The sequence below is a fragment of the Anaerotruncus sp. AF02-27 genome (assembly GCF_003465835.1).
GTDB classification, from domain to species: domain Bacteria; phylum Bacillota; class Clostridia; order Oscillospirales; family Ruminococcaceae; genus Anaerotruncus; species Anaerotruncus rubiinfantis.
Genome location: NZ_QSBX01000008.1, coordinates 1 through 18,425 on the forward strand (window position 1 = coordinate 1; position 18,425 = coordinate 18,425).

Annotated in this window: 17 protein-coding genes; 11 read left to right on the forward strand and 6 right to left on the reverse strand. The window is 55.5% G+C overall.

Annotated elements, in window-relative coordinates:
• Window positions 1-65: 65 nt before the first annotated feature.
• From DWV16_RS08105 to DWV16_RS08150, 10 genes are all read left to right on the forward strand, one after another.
• Entirely contained in the window at window positions 66-1,091 is a 1,026-nt protein-coding gene (locus tag DWV16_RS08105) for a sigma-54-dependent Fis family transcriptional regulator (RefSeq protein WP_118478641.1), read from the forward strand.
• Window positions 1,092-1,240: 149 nt separating this feature from the next.
• Window positions 1,241-1,537 (forward strand): putative quinol monooxygenase, encoded by a 297-nt coding sequence (locus tag DWV16_RS08110; protein ID WP_066458705.1) that lies wholly within the window; start codon window positions 1,241-1,243, stop codon window positions 1,535-1,537.
• On the forward strand, window positions 1,537-2,679 hold the full coding sequence (locus DWV16_RS08115) for an aldo/keto reductase (protein WP_243007291.1): 1,143 nt from the start codon (window positions 1,537-1,539) through the stop codon (window positions 2,677-2,679). The genes DWV16_RS08110 and DWV16_RS08115 overlap by 1 nt, the downstream gene beginning before the upstream one ends.
• A gap of 29 nt (window positions 2,680-2,708) precedes the next feature.
• Complete coding sequence (gene larA / locus DWV16_RS08120; RefSeq protein WP_118478777.1) at window positions 2,709-3,986, forward strand: nickel-dependent lactate racemase; 1,278 nt, start codon at window positions 2,709-2,711, stop codon at window positions 3,984-3,986.
• A gap of 34 nt (window positions 3,987-4,020) precedes the next feature.
• Window positions 4,021-5,172 (forward strand): sugar diacid recognition domain-containing protein, encoded by a 1,152-nt coding sequence (locus DWV16_RS08125; RefSeq protein ID WP_118478643.1) that lies wholly within the window; start codon window positions 4,021-4,023, stop codon window positions 5,170-5,172.
• Window positions 5,173-5,475: 303 nt separating this feature from the next.
• Complete coding sequence (locus DWV16_RS08130; RefSeq protein ID WP_243007292.1) at window positions 5,476-6,567, forward strand: TRAP transporter substrate-binding protein; 1,092 nt, start codon at window positions 5,476-5,478, stop codon at window positions 6,565-6,567.
• Between the two features lie 151 nt (window positions 6,568-6,718).
• Window positions 6,719-7,225, forward strand: a complete 507-nt coding sequence (locus DWV16_RS08135; RefSeq protein WP_158572821.1) for a TRAP transporter small permease — start codon at window positions 6,719-6,721, stop codon at window positions 7,223-7,225.
• The gene (locus DWV16_RS08140) at window positions 7,225-8,511 is read left to right on the forward strand and encodes a TRAP transporter large permease (RefSeq protein WP_066458692.1); all 1,287 of its coding nucleotides are present in this window, start codon (window positions 7,225-7,227) and stop codon (window positions 8,509-8,511) included. The genes DWV16_RS08135 and DWV16_RS08140 overlap by 1 nt, the downstream gene beginning before the upstream one ends.
• A 37-nt stretch (window positions 8,512-8,548) precedes the next feature.
• Complete coding sequence (locus DWV16_RS08145; protein ID WP_118478649.1) at window positions 8,549-9,862, forward strand: amidohydrolase family protein; 1,314 nt, start codon at window positions 8,549-8,551, stop codon at window positions 9,860-9,862.
• A gap of 33 nt (window positions 9,863-9,895) precedes the next feature.
• Complete coding sequence (locus DWV16_RS08150; protein WP_118478651.1) at window positions 9,896-10,657, forward strand: S9 family peptidase; 762 nt, start codon at window positions 9,896-9,898, stop codon at window positions 10,655-10,657.
• A gap of 144 nt (window positions 10,658-10,801) precedes the next feature.
• On the opposite strand, the gene DWV16_RS08155 is transcribed toward DWV16_RS08150, so the two are convergent.
• The gene (locus DWV16_RS08155; RefSeq protein WP_066458690.1) at window positions 10,802-11,197 is read right to left on the reverse strand and encodes a pyridoxamine 5'-phosphate oxidase family protein; all 396 of its coding nucleotides are present in this window, start codon (window positions 11,195-11,197) and stop codon (window positions 10,802-10,804) included.
• A 208-nt stretch (window positions 11,198-11,405) separates the two neighbouring features.
• Here DWV16_RS08155 and DWV16_RS08160 point away from each other — a divergent pair, with 208 nt between their 5' ends.
• Entirely contained in the window at window positions 11,406-12,536 is a 1,131-nt protein-coding gene (locus DWV16_RS08160; RefSeq protein ID WP_066458689.1) for an SLC13 family permease, read from the forward strand.
• A 280-nt stretch (window positions 12,537-12,816) separates the two neighbouring features.
• On the opposite strand, the gene ptsP is transcribed toward DWV16_RS08160, so the two are convergent.
• Genes ptsP through DWV16_RS08185 form a run of 5 tightly spaced genes read right to left on the reverse strand, consistent with a single transcriptional unit; the run spans window position 12,817 to window position 18,403 of the window.
• Window positions 12,817-14,478, reverse strand: coding sequence for a phosphoenolpyruvate--protein phosphotransferase (gene ptsP / locus DWV16_RS08165; RefSeq protein WP_118478653.1), 1,662 nt, complete (start codon window positions 14,476-14,478; stop codon window positions 12,817-12,819).
• A gap of 33 nt (window positions 14,479-14,511) precedes the next feature.
• Complete coding sequence (locus DWV16_RS08170) at window positions 14,512-14,769, reverse strand: HPr family phosphocarrier protein (RefSeq protein WP_066458685.1); 258 nt, start codon at window positions 14,767-14,769, stop codon at window positions 14,512-14,514.
• Between the two features lie 47 nt (window positions 14,770-14,816).
• Complete coding sequence (locus DWV16_RS08175) at window positions 14,817-16,727, reverse strand: fructose-specific PTS transporter subunit EIIC (RefSeq protein WP_118478655.1); 1,911 nt, start codon at window positions 16,725-16,727, stop codon at window positions 14,817-14,819.
• Window positions 16,728-16,742: 15 nt separating this feature from the next.
• Window positions 16,743-17,648, reverse strand: coding sequence for a 1-phosphofructokinase (pfkB, locus tag DWV16_RS08180; protein ID WP_118478657.1), 906 nt, complete (start codon window positions 17,646-17,648; stop codon window positions 16,743-16,745).
• On the reverse strand, window positions 17,645-18,403 hold the full coding sequence (locus DWV16_RS08185) for a DeoR/GlpR family DNA-binding transcription regulator (protein ID WP_341423445.1): 759 nt from the start codon (window positions 18,401-18,403) through the stop codon (window positions 17,645-17,647). Before DWV16_RS08185 ends, pfkB begins: the two co-directional genes overlap by 4 nt.
• Window positions 18,404-18,425 lie beyond the last annotated feature (22 nt).

The following is an 18,425-nucleotide window of genomic DNA, read 5'->3' on the forward strand; positions in this document are numbered from 1 at the left end:
GTCACTTCGATCTCGATATGTTCCTTGCTTTGAAGTTTGGACAATAAACATACCGTCTCGTCGTGATGAACGTACGGGATCAGGTCAACGACATCGACCTTTATAATCCCCACTACATCTCCAAGGAATATAAGCTCGACACCAAATTTGTCCCGGTCGCCGAAAGCGACGAAATGAAAAAGGCTCTCTCTCTGGCGGAAAAGGTTTCCGGGGTGGACGTCACCTGCATCCTCACCGGCGAATCCGGCACCGGCAAGACAATGATTGCCCGCTATATGCATTCGATCAGCCCGCGCCGGGAAAAACCGTTCATCAGCCTCAACTGCGCCAGCATCCCAGCGGACCTTCTGGAAAGCGAGCTGTTTGGCTATGTGAGCGGCGCTTTCACCGGCGCGCAGTCGGGCGGCAAAAAGGGCCTTCTGGAGGCAGCCGACACCGGCACTCTGCTGCTCGATGAAGTTTCGGAACTCTCCCTTTCAGCACAGGCAAAGCTGCTGCACGTCATCCAGGACAAGGAATTCATCCCGGTCGGCGGACGCAGGCCGGTCAAGGTGGACGTCCGGATGATTGCCGCAACCAACAAGAACCTTCGGAACATGGTCGAGATGGGGCAGTTCCGGGAGGATCTCTATTACCGGCTCAACGTGGTGGAAATCTACATTCCTCCGCTGCGCAAGCGCCGCAGGGATATTGAGCCGCTGATTCTCTATTACCTCAACCATTTCTGCACCAAATACGGAGTGACCCGCCAGCTCAGCGAAAGCGCCCTCAAGGTGCTGACCGAATATGAATGGAAGGGCAATGTCCGCGAATTACGGCATCTGATCGAACGGCTGGTGGTCACCATCGACAGCCTGCTCATCGACGTCACCCATCTGCCCAAAAACATGTTCGGCATCGTCGACACCGGCGACATGCCCGCGCCCGGCGGTGATGAGGGCACGTTTGAGGAAAAGCTTGCGACTTACGAGTCCTACCTGGTCTGCGACGCCTATCAGAAATGCGGTTCCTCCCGCAAGCTGGCCGAATACCTCGGCGTCAGCCAGACCAAAGCCAATAATCTCATCCGAAAATATGTACGGTCGGTTTGACCGAATGCCTTCCCACGCGTCCTCCTGTAAGAAGACGCGTGGGAAGCTTTTCCTTATCCGCACGCGCCTGCTTGTCATTGAAAATTGAGGACAAATCTGTTATGATTAATATAATTGAAATGCCGCGACAGCAACAGGAGGGACTTCATGTGTTAGTAATTGTGTCAAAGAATTGTGTCCTCGAAGGCAGGAAGGCGGAATATCTCAAGCTCGCACGGGAGCTGCAGGAAAAAAGCCAGGCCGAGGACGGCAATCTCGAATATCTCCTTTACGAAGACACCCGGGACGAAAACGTCCTGACCTTCATTGAAAAATGGAGGGATCAGGCCGCCATCGACCGTCACAACGCATCCGAGCATTTCACCCGGATCGTCCCGCAGCTTGGCGAGCTCAAAGATAAAAGCAGATGCGACCTTCGGATTTACAAGGCCGCAGAGTTCCGATGATGGGCGGCGTATCTTACCGGCGTATGCCGGATGGAACACAGGTCTCCCTGCTGGGCTTTGGATGTATGCGCCTTCCGCGCCTTTACGAGGACAGACAGGACATCGACGCGAAAGCCGCGCAGGAGATGATCGACTACGCAATCGCCCAGGGGATCAATTATTTCGACACCGCCTGGCCATATCATCAGGGAATGTCCGAACCCTTCCTGGGCGAAGCGCTCTCGAAGCACCCGCGGGACAGCTTTTTCCTTGCAAGCAAGCTGCCGACCTGGGACATCAACTGCGCGGAGGATGTGGACCGCATCTTCAACCAGCAGCTCGAACGCTGCCGGGTGGATCATTTCGATTTCTATCTCATCCACAATTTCGTCGCTGAATATTTTGAACGTGAGGAAAACTGCCGCATCTACCAGAAGCTGCTGGAAAAAAAGCGGGCCGGGCAGATCCGGTATCTCGGCTTTTCGTTTCACGACGTACCAAAGGTGCTCGAACAGGTCGCGGACAAATATGCGTGGGATTTCGCGCAGATCCAGTTAAACTACCTCGACTGGGAACTGCAAAACGCGAAACGCCAATATGAGATTCTCGAAAGCCGTTCGATCCCGGTCATTGTAATGGAACCTGTGCGCGGCGGCGCGCTGGCCTCCCTGAGCGAACCGGCGCTGAAGCTTTTGCACGAAGCGAACCCCGAACAGAGCCCGGCTTCCTGGGCGCTGCGGTTCGCCGCTTCCTTCCCGGGCGTGCTCACTGTCCTCAGCGGCATGTCCGATTTTGCTCAGGTAAAGGAAAATATCCAAACCATGTCGGCCCCCTCTCCGCTCACCGAAGCGGACCGGGAACTGCTCGAGCGGGTCTGCACTGCTTACCTGTCCGCCGGGACCATCCCCTGTACCGGCTGCCGGTATTGCATGGACTGCCCGGCAGGGGTCGATATCCCAAAGGTCTTTGCTATCTATAACCAGTACTGCATCTTCCATCAGCAGCTCGCTTTCGAGCGCACCTACGGTTACCTGACCGAACGGCAGAAAGCATCCGCATGCGTGGACTGCAAAAGCTGCGTCCCGCGCTGCCCCCAGGGGATCGATATCCCGGCGCGGCTGCGGGAAGTGGCCGATGCAATTGCAAATCTGCCGCAGGACTGAACCATTGATCTATAAGATTGGATGTGAATATTATGCAAATTGAACTGCCATATGGAAAAGGCAAACTTACCGCGCAAATCCCGGACGAGCGCATTCAAACGGTGATCCACAGCCGGCTGGATTCCTTCCAGCCCGGCAAGGACGAGTATGAAATCGTACGTGAGGCCATGCAAAACCCGATCGGTACAAAATCCCTGCGTGAACTCGCGCGCGGTAAACAAAAGGTTGTCATCATCGCGAGCGATCACACCCGCCCAGTGCCGAGCAAGATCATCATGCCGCTCATGCTTTCGGAAATCCGCGCCGGGAATCCGCAGGCCGACATCACCATCCTGATCGCCACCGGCTGCCACCGCGGAACCACCCGCGAAGAACTCGCCGCCAAATTCGGCGACGAGATTATTGAGCGGGAAAAGATCGTGGTGCACGACTGCGCCGATGAAAGCATGATGCGCGAGATCGCGGTTCTGCCTTCCGGCGGAAAACTCATTGTCAATAAAATGGCTCTCGAAGCTGATCTGCTGGTGGCCGAAGGATTCATTGAGCCGCATTTCTTCGCGGGCTTTTCGGGCGGACGCAAAAGCGTCCTGCCAGGCATCGCTTCACGGCAGACGGTGCATGCGAATCACTGTTCCGCTTTCATCGCGGACCCGCACGCGCGCACCGGCATCCTCGAGGGCAATCCGATCCATCGGGACATGATCTTTGCCGCGAAAGAGGCGAAGCTTGCTTTCATTGTAAATGTGGTTATCAATTCGAAACAGCAGGTCATCGGCGCCTTTGCCGGCGACTGTGACAAGGCGCATCTGGCGGGCGCAAACTTCGTGGGCGATCTCTGCCGCGCGCCGGCTTGCCCCGCCGACATTGTCATCACCACCAACAACGGCTATCCGCTCGACCAGAACGCCTACCAGGCGGTCAAGGGAATGACCGCGGCTGAAGCGACCTGCAACCAGGGCGGGGTCATCATCATGGTCGCCAAGTGCGAGGACGGCATCGGCGGGGATTCGTTCTACAAAACCTTCGCGGAGAACCCCTCCGCCGAGAAGCTGATGGAGCAGTTCCTCGCCATTCCCCAGGACGAAACGATCGTCGACCAGTGGCAGTCGCAGATTTTTGCCCGCGTGCTGATGAAATGCAAAGTTGTCTTTGTCAGCAGCCTTGACCCCCAAACCGTCCGCGGGCTGCATATGACCCCGGCGGCGTCGATCGAAGAAGCGCTTCAAAAAGCGGACCAGCTGCTTGGACGCAGCGGCGCGAAGATCACCGTGATTCCGGAGGGCATCTCGAACATTATCCGCGAATAAAACCACAGGCTGCCCGGCAGCTGGAGGAGCAAAGATGAAAATATCCAGAGCAACGGCGATGAAAATCGTGACCGAGCTGGAAAGCATCATCCATCAGGACATCAATGTTGTCGATGCAAGCGCTCATATCATCGCAGGCACAACCCCTTCGCGCATTGGAACTTTTCACGGAGCGACACAGAAGCTGCTCTCCGAAAAGCTTCCCGTGCTGAAGATCTACCACGACGAAGAATACGAGGGCACCCGCAGGGGCATCAATCTGCCGCTCGAAATCGAAGGCGAAACAGTGGGTGTCATCGGCGTCACTGGTGACTGCGACGAGGTGGAGCCATACGGCCGGATCATCAAAAAGATGACGGAAATCCTGCTGCTGGACGACTATCTCAAAGAACAGAAAAGCCGCGCGCGCAACACCCGCAACCGTTTTGTACAGGAGTGGGTATTCGGTGAAGCGCACAAGATCAATCAGGAGTTTTTCAATCTTGGCCTCACCATGGACATCGACATCTCCCGTGCCCGCAGGGTCCTGGTGGCTTCGGCTTCCGCAAACCAGCGGGAAAGCAATTATGTCGTCAGCCAGGCAGTCATTGATTCGATCGAGCGCGTCATCGAAAAGATCCTGCAGGAGGACCCCCAAAACCTCTCTCTGATCAACGGTTCAAAATTTGTCTGGCTTGTGACCGACCGGCCGGATGAACGGATTCTTGAGTTGGTTTCACTGATCCGCAGGGAAGTTTTCACCTCCTGCGGCGTGCATCTGAAGGTGGGGGCGGACAGCCTGTGCACCAGCGCCGAGCAGGTGCGCGACGGCTACCGCCGTGCGGAAAAGGCGCTGTGGGGATCGCGGCATTCGACCGGCCACGGAGAAGTCACCTTCTATGATGATATCGGTATGGAGCTGTTTGTCAACGACATCCCTGAAAAATCCAGGCAGGAGTTTATCCACAAGGTTTTTCGCGGCTGTTCCGATGAGGAAATCGATCAGTGGGTCAGCCTGCTCTCCACCTTTTTTTCCTGCAACGGCTCGATCGGACAGACCGCCCAAAAGCTTTTTCTGCACAAGAACACCCTGCAATACCGACTGAATAAGCTGCGGGAACGCACCGGGTACGACCCGCGCAACCTTGAAGACTCCTCCCTCTTTTATATCGCGATCGTATTTTATGAAAGCGACAGCGGAATTTGAATCCGGCTTTTGGTACATAATTTGCACAAAAACATTTGGCTTGATTAGTACCTGTAACAAATCTGTTAGACTTTCTTAATTATACATAATATATCAAATTTCATTCAAAAATGTTATCATATTGTAAGTTATTATGATAGGTTTTCCGTTGGATGCCACTTTTTATCCCAAATTGTTATTATTATGTTTTATTGGCTCTGGTGGCCTTTAAAAATAGTTCCCCGGTGTGACGGAACCTTTTGTTCTCCACACCAAATATCAAACGCTGTATTTGAAGAATCAGCAACAGAAAGGATGCAAAACATGAAAAAGAGAATCTTATCTGTAATGGCTCTCGCACTGGTAGCCGCGATGTGTCTGGCGGCCTGCGGCACTCCGCCAACCGTTTCCGCTCCGTCCTCGAGCGCCGCACCCGCGGCCTCCGCAGCTGGAGACGCCTCGGCTCCTGCGGACACCCCTGCCCCTGCTGCTGACGCCATCACCCTGAGAATCGGACACGTTGTTGCCGACGGCACCAACATCGACAGAGGTCTGGATCATTTCGCAGAGCTGGTTGCTCAGAAGTCCAACGGCGGCATCGTCGTTGAGATCTATCCGAACTCCGCGCTCGGCGGCAACCGTGAAATGTGCGAGCAGCTCCAGATGGGCACCCTCGACATGGCGGCCCCGTCCACTGCTTTCCTCTCGGCTTTCACCGACAAGACCGCGCTGTTCGACCTGCCCTACCTCTTTAAATCTGAAAAAGCGGCCTGGGAAGTCATGGACGGCGAAATCGGCCAGAAGATCGACGCGGACCTGCTCCCCGCCGGCTTCGTAAACCTTGGCTGGCTGACCCAGAGCTGGCGCCATGTCACCTGCAACAACGAAGTTCATAAGCCGGCTGACATGAAGGGCCTGAAGATCCGCGTTATGGACAGCCCGATGCACATCGCGCACTTCAATTCGTTGGGCGCGTCCGCAGTCCCGATGGCGTTCTCCGAGGTTTACACCGCTCTGCAGCAGAAGACCATCGACGCGCAGGAGAACCCGTACTCCAACATCAAGATGTCCCGTTTTGACGAAGTTCAGAAGTACATCATCGAAACCGGCCACATCTACGATCCCTGCCCGTTCCTGATGTCCGAAAAGACCTGGGAAAAACTGAGCGACGACCAGAAGACCATCATCTCCGAATGCGCCAAAGAGGCGATCGACTGGGAGCGCCAGATCGCAATGGAAATGGACGAAGAGATCAAAGCGGAGATCCTCGCCGGCGGCAAAACGCAGATTGTTGAGCTGACCGATGAAGAGCGCGCTGAGTTCCGTACCGCCGCGCAGCCGGTTTACGACGAATTTGGCCCGAAGATCGGCGAAGACGTCATTGCCAAGGTCGAAGAGATCAACGCGAAGTATTAATCTGTAATTCTTTCCGTCTGTAACAGGACAACATCCACGGGGGAGTCCGGGGACTCCCGGACTCCCCCGTAAACCTTTCCTTGGGGCGTTTCTTAGAAGGGGCTATCTTCGAATTCGGCCGCATTCCTCGGCGGCAATAATGGAGGTCTATATGGAAGAGAAAAAAATCCCTTGGTATGACAAAATAGAGAAATCGGTTATCATCGTGCTCTTTACCTGCATGGTTGCAATCATCGGTTTCACCGTTTTTTCCCGTTATATTTTCGGATATACGCCGTCCTGGGCTGAGCAGGCGAGCCGTATTATGTTCATCTGGATCAGCTTCGCCGGCGTGAGCTGGGCAGGTGCCACCGGCGCGCATCTTCGCGTGACCGCTGTCACCATGTTCGCAGGCGAAAAGGTCAGCAAGATCTTCCTGCTGATCGGCGACCTCATCACCATGGGCTTTGGTCTGTTTATCGCTTACAAGATGCTGTTCATCATTCAGACCGTCGTTGAAAAAGGCCAGACCTTTGCTTCGATGCAGTGGCTGCCCGCGTGGATCCTTTATGTTCCCGCTGTGGCCGGCATGATCGGTCTGCCCGCCCGTATCATTCAGACCAGATACCGGACCTATAAACAAGCAAAAAATGAAGCAGTAGAGGGAGGGAGCAACTAATGGTAGGACTTCTGATGGGAACCCTGTTCCTCTGTCTGTTTTTTACCGTTCCGATCTTTGTTTCCCTGGCAATCAGTACCGTTGTAACTTTTGCATTCTATTTCCCCGGTATGGGCGATATGCTCACCCAGGCCATGGTTTCGAGCATGGACTCCTTCCCGCTGATGGCGATTCCGTTCTTCATGCTGGTTGGATCCCTGATGGAGAAAACTTCAATCGCGGACAAGCTGGTTGACGTTGCGAAAGCGCTCACCGGCGACTCTCCGGGCGGACTTGGCGCTGCTGCCGTTATCGCTTCGATGTTGTTCGCTGCGATTTCTGGTTCCGGCCCTGCGACTGCGGCTGCGATCGGCGGCATCATGATCCCTGCGATGATGAAACAGGGTTATGAAGGCAAATACTGCGGCGCGCTGATCGGTTCCGCTTCCACCATTGGACCGGTTATTCCGCCTTCCATCCCGATGATTACATACGGCGTCACGATCGGCGTCTCGGTCACCACCATGTTCACCGCAGGCTTCCTGCCGGGCTTCATGATGGGCGGCGCGCTGATCCTCTGGAACAAGCTCGTTTCCCACAAACGCGGCTACCGCGGCGAGGTCATCGCCAAGGGCTGGGGCGAGAAAATGAAGATCATGAAGAGCGCTATCTGGGCGCTGCTCATGCCGATCCTCGTCCTCGGCGGTATCTATGCCGGTCTGTTCACCCCAACCGAATCCGCGGTTATCGGTGTTATCTACTCGCTGCTGGTCGGCAAATTCGCTTACCACACCCTGAACTGGAAGCTTTATAAAGAAGCGCTGGTGGAGGCGGCAATCACCTCCGCGACCATCATGATCCTGTTCGGCGGCGCAAGCACCTTCGGCCGTCTGCTTACCCTTGGTAAAATCCCGGAAACCGTTTCGAATGCGGTGCTTTCCTTCACACGATCTCCGCTGGTCATCATGCTGATCATCAACGTGATCCTGCTGATCGCCGGTATGTTTATCGATACCAACTCCTGCATCATCCTGTTTGCCCCGTTCTGCGTCCCGCTGCTGACCTCGGTCGGTTACAACGACATCTACGTCGGCGTTATCATGGTCGTCAACCTCTGCATCGGTATGGTTACCCCGCCGCTCGGACCCGACCTGTTCATCGCGCAGAGAATCGCGGGCTGCGAACTGGAGGAAACTTTGCCGGAGGCCTTGCCTCAGATAGCGATTCTGTTGGCGGCGCTGGCTATCATGATTTTCTGTCCAGACTTGGTACTCTTCATTCCAAGGCTGTTCGGTATGATCGCTTAATGAATTTCTGTTAACTTTTGTTCGGGAGGCTTTATCCATGCGTTCTGATGAATCTCTGCGGCAGGAATTCCTTGCGGCGATGCGGGAATGCGAAGTTGTCGATACCCATTCCCACACCCGCTTCCCGGATCGCTATTACGCGGAAGGCCCATATGACCTATTCTCGCTGAACAGCTATTTTGAACGGGATATCGTGGGGCTGCTGGGCAAAGACCCCTATCACGGCTGCTCCACCGATGAGGAAAAATGGGAACGCCTGCGCACTGCTCTCTATAAGGGGCAGAACATCACTTATTGGCGGCACAATATTGTCGCATTCAAAAAATATTTTGATTTCACCGACGACGATGTGACCGACGAAAACTGGAAAGCGCTCAACGACTCCATTCGCCGCAAGACCGCCGATCCCAACTGGTATGAAGCCGCGACCCGTCAGGCAAAAATCAAGACGCAGGTCCGCAACATCCCCTGGTTCGACGATTGGTTCACGGCTGAGCTGGTCAGTGCGACCGACGAGCAGATCCGTGCCGCCAAGTGGCAGGACAAATGGGACCGCAGGTATTTCACCGGTGTCCTGCGCATGGAGTATGCGCTCTTCTGTTACCGGATTCCGATGGTGGAGCAACTTGCGGCGCACACCGGCACGAATATCCATGACCTGCATTCTCTGAAGGTTGCGCTCGACCGCCTGTTTGACCAGTATATCGCAAGCGGGGCTATCGGTCTCAAGCTGGCGCACGCATACTTCCGCACGCTGGATTCCCAGCCGGTGGAGGAAAGCGTTGCGGCGGGACTCTTTGACCGGGCGCTGCGCGGCGAAACACTCAGCGCGGATGAGATCAAGCAGTTCCAGGATCACCTGATTTTCTATATGGGAGAAATGTGCCGCGAACGCGACATGCTCTTCCAGATCCATACCGGCATCCAGCACTGCTGGGCCGACGTCCGGCACGCCAATCCCCTGCACCTCATCCCGCTGCTTTCGGCTTATCCGGACGTCCGCTTCGACATTTTCCATGCCGGAATCCCCTTTATCCATGAGGCTGGCGTGCTCTGCAAGCTCTTCCTCAACACCTATGCGGACATGGCTTGGACCTATGTTATCAGCATGGCGATGTCCCGTGAGGTACTCAGCGAATACATCGATCTTGTGCCCGGACATCGGATCTTGGGCTTCGGATCGGATGTCAAGTTTCCCGAACTGATCGGCGGACATCTCGATATGGCGTTCTCCTGCGCGGCCGATGTGCTGGCGGACAAGGTGCAGAACGATTTTCTGAGCAAACGGGAGGCGTTCTCACTGATCCATAAGATGTTCACTGAAAACGGCACTGAACTTTACCGGCTGTAACCTGCAGCCAATTTTCAAGGGAGAGAACAAGTAATGTACAGAAGCGTTGAACTGCAAGTCGGCAAGAAGCTGCTGCGCGGCTGCGTGCGCGCGCCGGAGGGCGGCGGCCGTTTCCCCACCGTGATTTTTTACCATGGTTTCACAGTGGATAAGGTGGGTATGATGCGCCTGCACGAGCTCTTTGCCCGCGAATGCGTGAAAAATGGAATGGCCTGCGTGCGGTTCGATTTTTACGGCTGCGGCGAGAGCGACGGTGATTTCTCCGAGATGACCACTTCCTCTGAAATCGAGGACGCTGAAGCGATTTATCGCTGGACCTGTGAACAGGACTTCGCGATCCCCGACCAGGTGATCCCAACCGGACACAGCATGGGCGGCCTTGTGGTCACCCAGATTTTGCCGAAGGTACAGCCGAAAGGAGCCGTCATCTGGGCGCCCGCTTACAGCATGTATTATCAGGCGAGCTTTCGTGCGCGCACCCTGGTGGGACCGACTGACGACGGGCTTGGCTATGACATCGGCGGCATGAAGCTCTCGAAAGCTTATCTCGAAGATGTGCGCAAGCTCGACATCCCGGCGGGCGCGGCTGGCTACAAAAATTCCATCCTGCTGATCCATGGCTCCGAGGATGAAGTCATCCCGATTGACTGTGCGTATCAGTTCCAGGATATCTATGGCGACCAGATGGAACTTCACATTGTAGAGGGTTCAAATCACCAGTATTCTTCGCTCAAATGGAAGCAGGAGGTTTACGACACCTCCATCGCTTACCTCAAAAAAATCTTTTCCATGTAAGCCACCGATCTCCCAATTTTGATTGCAAAAAAGCCCGCAAAACGCGGGCTTTTTTGCGTCTATAAGGACATTGCAGTATACAAAAAGCTGCCAAAACCACAAAACGCCCGCCGAATCGCGGCAGGCGTTTATTCTTCTGAATCCTTAAAGCTTGACGACGCGCGGCTCTTTCCCCATTGTGCAGAAACGGGCCTCCGCATCCGTGAGATAGAACACCTCGGCAATTCCATCGTCCACACTATAGATGTTTTTCAGCGACGGCATTTCTTCCAGCATGTGTCCAACCGTTTCCGGACGGGTATCCATAACCGCTTTGCCCGAAATACGCAGCCAATTTTCATTCTGATCGATACCGCAGATCTCCACCTTGGGATTTATCTTGAGCTGTCTATAGACTTCCTTCTGGTTGCTTGTGATGAAATAGAGTTTTCCCTCATATTTGGTCACCGCACCGAACGGACGGACACGCGGCTGATCACCATCCATTGTTGTAAAGAAAAAGATGGGATTTCTCGTTAAAAATTTTAAGACTTCATCCATAGCCGTTGCTCCCTTCACTTTTTTGTGATAAAATCCCTATGGTCCAAACATGGCACAGCCGCAACCATTTTGCGGGCCCGGCAGCTTTCCGCTGCGCCGGGCTGTGCAGGGAATCCACCCGGTACCGTCCTGCCTCTACAGGCAGCTCCCGGTTATCACGATTTTATTATAACAGCTATTCAATTTTTTCACAATAGGAAGCGATCTTATGCGCAAAAGTTTTGTTAAAAAGTGCCTAATTTTCTTTCAAAATGAAACTGTTCTGGTGGCCGCCTTTCTCTGCGCGGCAATTTCCATGCTGTTTATACCGCCCGACGCACAGTACATGGGATACATAGACCTGCGGGTTCTCTGCCTGCTCTTTTGCTTGATGGAAGTGGTTGCGGGGTTCCAGGAATGTGGACTTTTCATTGTCCTCGCACAGAAACTTCTCTCCGGACGCAAACGGTTCCGGATGCTTTCGTTCGTGCTGGTGACGCTTCCATTTTTCTCTTCGATGCTCATCACCAACGACGTAGCGCTCATCACCTTCGTCCCCTTTGCTATCCTGGTGCTCACGATGATCGACCGCACCGAATACCTCATTCGGATCGTCGCGCTTCAGACCATCGCAGCCAATCTTGGCAGCATGGCCACGCCGGTCGGCAATCCACAGAACCTGTTCCTCTATGCGAAGTTTTCGATCCCGGCGTCCGGCTTTTTTGCGGCCATGGCGCCGCTCACCCTATTAAGCCTCGTCGCGCTCGCTGCCGCCGCGCTCGCTGTCAACGGTGAAATCATCGAAGTACACTTCCCCGCGCGGCAAACCATCCGCTCTCCCGGCAGGCTCGCGCTTTTCTGTGGACTTTTCGCACTCTGCCTGCTCTCTGTTTTCCATCTGCTGCATTACGGCCTGCTGCTGCTCATCGTACTGCTCGCGCTCGGCTTTTTTGCACGCGGGCTTTTCCGCCGCGCCGACTATGGCCTGCTCATGACATTCGCCTGTTTCTTTGTCTTTGCGGGGAATATCGGCCGGATCGGCGCGGTGCGGGAGTTCCTAGCCGGAATCCTCACAAAAAGCGCAGCCGCCACATCGATCCTGGCAAGTCAGGCAATCAGCAATGTGCCGGCCGCTGTACTGCTGTCCGGTTTTACCGATGATTGGCGCGGGCTGCTCGTTGGGACCAATATCGGCGGACTCGGCACACTCATCGCGTCGCTCGCAAGCCTCATCTCCTTTCAGCTCTATCGGAAGTCCGCAGGTGCCCGGCCATTCCGGTATCTCGCCTTTTTCACTGCGGCGAATCTTGCCGGGCTGCTCTTTCTGCTGCTTGCCGCCCGCCGGTTCGGTATGCTTTAAGCGATCTCAGCTTACAGCGGCAATCCGATCAGGCGCATCTCATCAAGACATTGATCGCCTCTCGAAATTCGTTTTTTCAAGGAATCATTGCGCACAAAAAGCGGGCTTCACAAAGAAGTCCGCTTTTTGGTTGGAGAGAGATGAAATATTGGAGGAGAAATAGAAAGTAAACGAAGAAGGTACCTCACTTACTGTATTCAGTGTACTATAGAACTCTGAAAAAGGTTTGAGGAATTTTAGAACTTTTTGTAAAGTTTAAGGGAATGCGCCCGGTATTCCTTCACACCAGACGAAGCGCCGCTTCCCGATCTTTTGAAAGATCGGTCTCCCGGATCAGTTTGCGCAGGCCGAGGATCGCGCCCGGGGAAACCGACAATTCGTCTATTCCCATCGCCAGGAAGGTCTTTGTAAGCGCTGGGTCCGCGCCCAGTTCCCCGCAGATACCAATCCATTTGCCCGCGGCGTGCGCGCTTTCGGCCGCAAAGCGGATCATCCGCAGAACCGCTCTATGATGCGGATTGTAGAACCGCTCAAGCCGCTGATTCTGCCGGTCAATCGCCAGCGCGTACTGGGTGAGGTCGTTGGTGCCAATGCTGAAGAAATCGACCTCCTGTGCAAGCAGATCGCTTATGAGCGCCGCGGCCGGAGTTTCAATCATAATACCCATCTCCATCGCCTCATCAAACGGCACGCCCGCCGCACGCAGCTGTGCCTTTACTTCCTCCACAAGCGCTTTGGCCTCCCGTACTTCTTCGACCGAGGTGATCATTGGGAACATCATTGCAACCTTCCCATAGGCGGAGGCGCGGCAGATGGCACGCAGCTGGGTTTTAAAAATGTCCGGACGGGACAGGCAAATACGGATCGCGCGGTAACCCATGGCGGTATTTTCCTCTTCCGGGAGACCAAAATACCCGATTTTTTTGTCCGCGCCGATGTCAAGTGTCCGGATGATCACCCGGCGGCCTCCCATTGTTTCCGCCACCTGACGGTAAACCGTAAACTGCTGCTCCTCGGTAGGAAACGTTTCGTTCTCCAGATAGAGAAACTCACTGCGGAACAGCCCAATTCCACCCGCGTCGTTCTGGAGCACAAGCGCCAAGTCAGAAACGTTCCCGATGTTTGCATAGAGGTTCACTTTCTGCCCATCCAGGGTGACGTTCTCCTGTCCACGCAACTCCAAAAGCAGTTGGCGGCGCTCCGCTTCCCGCGCCTGTTTTTGGCGCATTACGGCAAGGGTTTCTCCGTCCGGGTCGATATAGACCACACCAGTGAATCCGTCCACGACGGCCATCTTGCCGTCATATTCCTCCGTAAGCATTTCCCCGATATCCACAACGGCTGGGATATTCATTGTGCGTGCGAGGATGGCAGTGTGGGAATTGGCCGAACCCTGCGCCGTCAGAAACCCCAACACCTTCGATTTGTCCATCTGGATCGTTTCACTCGGCGCGAGATCCTCGGCCGCTACCAGGACCGGTCCGCCAGCAGAAAAGGCGGAGCGTTCGACATTGGCAAGGATTGCCATCAGCCGTTCGGAAATATCGCGCACATCGGCGGCGCGGGCCTGCATATAGGCGTCGTCCATCGCGGCGAACATCTGCGCGAAATTATTCGCCGTCTGCGCAACCGCGTATTCGGCATTCACCTGTTGGGTGTCAATGATATTGGCGATGGAGTCGCAGTAGTCCTGATCCTCCAGCATCATCTGGTGAATCTCAAAAATGGCGGCATTCGCTTCACCCACCTCCCCGAGCGCCTTCTCATAAAGCGCCTGGAGCTGCGCGCCAGCCTTCGCCTTCGCCTGCTCAAAGCGGGCGCGCTCGGCGGCGGCGTCCTGTACATGGTACCGTTTGACCACGCCGCTGCCGCACCGCCGGTAAAATGCAACCTTGCCAATGGCAACGCCTCCGCATACGCTTTTTCCATTTAATGTGACCATCTCTCTGCACCTCCCTATGCGCGCAGCGAAATTTTACAGGTTCTCCTGTAAAAACGCCTGAATCGCCTGTGCCGCGGTTTCCTCGTCCGCACCGCTCACTTCCACAGTCAGCGTATCGCCTTTTTTGGCAACCAAGCCCATCACTGCGAAGATGCGTTTCGCATCGCCAGATTTGCCGTCTTTTTTCAGCGTGACCGCCGACTGGAACTTTCCGGCCTCCTTCACAAGCAGTCCAGCGGGACGCGCGTGGATGCCTTCAGGATCGGTGATGGTATAGGTGAATGTTTTCATGATACGTCTCTCCTTTTCTATCTTTTGCTGATTTGATCTTACCACGATTATCCCTGTGCGGGAAGCGGTTTTTTCAGTACCGCCAGCAGCAGGCACCCTATGGCCACGCCGATGGCCAGTGAAAGCAGGTACATCGGCCAGTTCTCCACAACCGCGAAAACGAAAATACCGCCGTGCGGCGCGGGCAGCGCGCAGCCGAAAAGCATGGAAAGTCCGCCAGCCACAGCTGAACCGACCGCACAGGCCGGGATGACCCGCAGCGGGTCGGAAGCCGCGAACGGGATCGCGCCTTCGGTGATGAACGAAAGGCCCATGATATAGTTTGTCAGGCCCGACTGGCGCTCCTTCGCGGTGAAGCGGCTTTTGAAAAAGGTGGTGCAGAGCGCGATGGCGATCGGCGGGACCATGCCGCCGATCATGACCGCCGCCATAACCGGGGAGGTGACCGAGTTGCCCGCCGCGTCCAGCAGCGACGCGGTGCCAAAGACGTAGGCGGCTTTGTTGAACGGGCCGCCCATATCAACCGCCATCATCCCGGCGAGCACCGCGCCCAGCAATAGCCCACTGGCCTGCCCCATATTTTCAAGCGAATTGCTCATCCAAAGGTTAAGCGCCGAAACCGGCGGGTTGATGAGGTAGGTGCAGATTGCACCCATGATGAGGATGCCGAACACCGGGTAAAGCAGGATCGGCTTGAGTCCTTCCATGCTCGCCGGCAACTTATCGAACAGCCTGCGCATACCGGCGATGAGATAGCCCGCGATAAAGCCCGCGAGCAGCGCACCCAGAAATCCCGATCCGCCCGCGACAGCGATCGCGCCGCCGACAAAGCCAACCGCCAGCGCGGGGCGGTCTCCGATGCTCAGTGCGATAAAGCCTGCGAGAATCGGCAGCATGAAGTTAAAAGCGATACCGCCGACCGTTTTGAGGAAAGCCGCAAGCGGAGAATTCATGCCGAAATTGTTCGGGTCACCGTTCGGGGCGAGGATGCTGTCGAAAAGAAACGCCAGCGCGATCAGGATGCCGCCGCCGATGACGAACGGCAGCATGTGGGAAACGCCGTTCATCAGATGTTTATAGATCTGGCGGCCAAAGCTCTCCTGTTCGCCGCCGTATGCGGAAGCCTCGTTCTTCTCGTCGGTGTGGTAGGGCGGGACCCTGCCGCTGGTCGCTTCCTCAAGCAGTTCACGCGCCTTGTTGATGCCGTTGGCGACTTTGGTGACAATGACTGGGCGGCCATTAAAACGCGCCATCGGCACGTTTTTGTCCGCCGCGACGATAATACATTCACAGGAGGCGATCTCCCCATCGGTCAGTACATTCTTTGCGCCGCCCGATCCATCCGTTTCGACCTTGATTGAGATTCCCATCTCCTGCGCGGTCTTTTCAAGGCTCTCCGCCGCCATGTAGGTGTGGGCAATGCCGGTCGGGCAGGCGGTCACCGCGAGCACGCGGTAGCTTCCCGCCGGTTTGGGGGATTCTTCTTTCGGCTCGTCGAACTTTTCGGCTTCCGCCGCGTCGATAAGCGAAAGGAATTCCCTCACCGATTTCGCATGGATCAGATTTTTACGGAAATCGTCGTCCATCAGCAGGACTGAAAGCCTTCCGAGCACGTCGAGGTGGATATTCTCCTCGGTGTCCGGCGCCGCGATCAAAAAGATGAGGTAAGCGGGCTCGCCGTCGAGCGAATCGTAATCCACCCCATTCGGCAGCACCATTGCAGCAAGGCCCGGCGTCTTTACCGCCCCGGTCTTGGCATGCGGGATGGCCACGCCTTCCCCGATTCCGGTTGTGCCCTCCTCCTCACGTCGGAAAACTGCTTTTTTATAGGTTTCCAAGTCGCTGACGCAGCCGGTTTTTCCCATCAGCGCAACCATCTGTTCCACAGCTTCCTGTTTATTGGCGGCTTTGCCGCAAAGTTCGATGCCGTTTTCCCTGAGCAGATCTGTGATCCTCATAGCTTCCGTTCCTCCTTAGAACCCGTTATCCAACAGCTTTCGTATCTCTTCGCCCGTGGCCAGCCATTCGGAAAAGGCCGAAGCGCTCCCCGCGGCAAGTCCCAGTTTAAATGCCTTTTCATAGTCGCCGGCGCGCAGGTAGCCGGCCAAAAACCCCGCCACCATCGAGTCGCCCGCGCCAACCGCGCCGCGCACCTCGCCTTTGGGCGCGGCGCTTTTATGAACCCTGCCGGTTTCATCCAGCAGAACCGCGCCGCCGCCGCCCATCGAGACGAGCACATTGCGCGCGCCGCGCGCCTGCAGCTTTTCTGCGTATACAGCGACCACGTCCGCATCCGAGATCTGTACGCCGAACAGCTCGCCCAGTTCATGATGATTCGGCTTAATAAGAAACGGTCGGTATTCCAGCACGTTCTGCAAAAGCTTCCCGGTTGCGTCCACCACCGCGAGAATCTGCCGCCTGGAAAGTCGCGCCAAGATCTTCTGGTAGATATCTTCCGGCAGTGTGTTCGGAATACTTCCCGCCAGCACGAGGATGTCTCCGCGGCGCATGACATCGAGCTTTTCCATCAGCGCATCGATCGCTTCCGGCAAAATGCGGGGCCCCTGGCCATTGATGTCGGTCTCCTGGTCGGATTCGAGTTTCACATTGATACGGGAAGCACCGTCCGGCAACTGGATAAAATCGGTCTTGCAGCCACAGGACCGAAGCATTTCGTCGATCTTCTGCCCGGTGAAGCCCGCTTTAAACCCCAGCGTCCGGCTCTCAATGCCAAGATGAGAAAGGACGATCGAAACGTTGACGCCTTTTCCGCCGGGGTAAAGCGCTTCATGCTCGGCGCGGTTGACCAGCCCAAGGCGGAGCTGTGGAACCCGCACAAAGTAATCGAGCGATGGATTGAAGGTGATGGTATAAATCATTCGGCATCCACCTCCCGGATATTCGTATATTTTCTATAGCGTTCATCCTGCAGCCGGGTTGTGATAACCGTCGCGCAGGAAAAAGGCGCAAAGGTGACCGGGGAAATGCGGTTGAACTTAGATGGATCGGAAAGGACGTACCGCTGCTTGCAGCGCTGTATCGCCTTTTCCTTTACGAGCGCCTCGTTCGTGTCCGGCGTGCTGAAGCCGTTTTGCAGATGGACTCCATTTGTGCCAAAAAAACCTTTGGTGAAATTGTAACGTTCGAGTTCCCGCAGCGTTTGCCCTCCAACCACCGCGTCGGTCGAAGCTTTGAGCTCTCCGCAGAGCATGAATGTTGTGCAGCCCTTCTGCGCGAGCTTTTTGGCGTGGGAAAGGCCGTCGGTAACGAAAACGATATCCTTTTCGGTTATGAAATCGATCATCAGCCCGGTGGTGGTGCCCGCATCGAAGAAAACAAAATCTCCCTTTTGTAAAAGTGACGCCGCATAGCGCGCTATGCGGATTTTTTCTTCGCGGTTCTGATCCGCACGGGTTTCCACCGTGTCGTCGCGGGTATTATAGAGCGCGTCGGGCGCGGTCGCACCGCCAAACACCTTGACCAGCAGGCCACGTTCATCAAGTAGGTTGAGATCCCGCCGGATGGTGGATTCGGAGGTATCGAGAAGCTTTGTGAGCTCCTGCACGCTCACGGTGCGTTTCTGCGCAACCAGTTCCAGTATCTGGGCGAAGCGTTCCTCTGCCAGCATGCACATCACATTCCCTTCTTTTCTGTGA

Excerpts from the sequence above, each read along its gene's own strand:
- DWV16_RS08105 (WP_118478641.1), top strand. The coding sequence starts at position 66 with ATGAACGTACGGGATCAGGTCAACGACATCGACCTTTATAATCCCCAC.
- DWV16_RS08115 (WP_243007291.1), top strand. The coding sequence starts at position 1,537 with ATGGGCGGCGTATCTTACCGGCGTATGCCGGATGGAACACAGGTCTCC.
- DWV16_RS08125 (WP_118478643.1), top strand. The coding sequence starts at position 4,021 with ATGAAAATATCCAGAGCAACGGCGATGAAAATCGTGACCGAGCTGGAA.
- DWV16_RS08130 (WP_243007292.1), top strand. The coding sequence starts at position 5,476 with ATGAAAAAGAGAATCTTATCTGTAATGGCTCTCGCACTGGTAGCCGCG.
- DWV16_RS08135 (WP_158572821.1), top strand. The coding sequence starts at position 6,719 with ATGGAAGAGAAAAAAATCCCTTGGTATGACAAAATAGAGAAATCGGTT.
- DWV16_RS08140 (WP_066458692.1), top strand. The coding sequence starts at position 7,225 with ATGGTAGGACTTCTGATGGGAACCCTGTTCCTCTGTCTGTTTTTTACC.
- DWV16_RS08145 (WP_118478649.1), top strand. The coding sequence starts at position 8,549 with ATGCGTTCTGATGAATCTCTGCGGCAGGAATTCCTTGCGGCGATGCGG.
- DWV16_RS08150 (WP_118478651.1), top strand. The coding sequence starts at position 9,896 with ATGTACAGAAGCGTTGAACTGCAAGTCGGCAAGAAGCTGCTGCGCGGC.
- DWV16_RS08155 (WP_066458690.1), bottom strand. The coding sequence starts at position 11,197 with ATGGATGAAGTCTTAAAATTTTTAACGAGAAATCCCATCTTTTTCTTT.
- DWV16_RS08160 (WP_066458689.1), top strand. The coding sequence starts at position 11,406 with ATGCGCAAAAGTTTTGTTAAAAAGTGCCTAATTTTCTTTCAAAATGAA.
- ptsP (WP_118478653.1), bottom strand. The coding sequence starts at position 14,478 with ATGGTCACATTAAATGGAAAAAGCGTATGCGGAGGCGTTGCCATTGGC.
- DWV16_RS08170 (WP_066458685.1), bottom strand. The coding sequence starts at position 14,769 with ATGAAAACATTCACCTATACCATCACCGATCCTGAAGGCATCCACGCG.
- DWV16_RS08175 (WP_118478655.1), bottom strand. The coding sequence starts at position 16,727 with ATGAGGATCACAGATCTGCTCAGGGAAAACGGCATCGAACTTTGCGGC.
- pfkB (WP_118478657.1), bottom strand. The coding sequence starts at position 17,648 with ATGATTTATACCATCACCTTCAATCCATCGCTCGATTACTTTGTGCGG.
- DWV16_RS08185 (WP_341423445.1), bottom strand. The coding sequence starts at position 18,403 with ATGTGCATGCTGGCAGAGGAACGCTTCGCCCAGATACTGGAACTGGTT.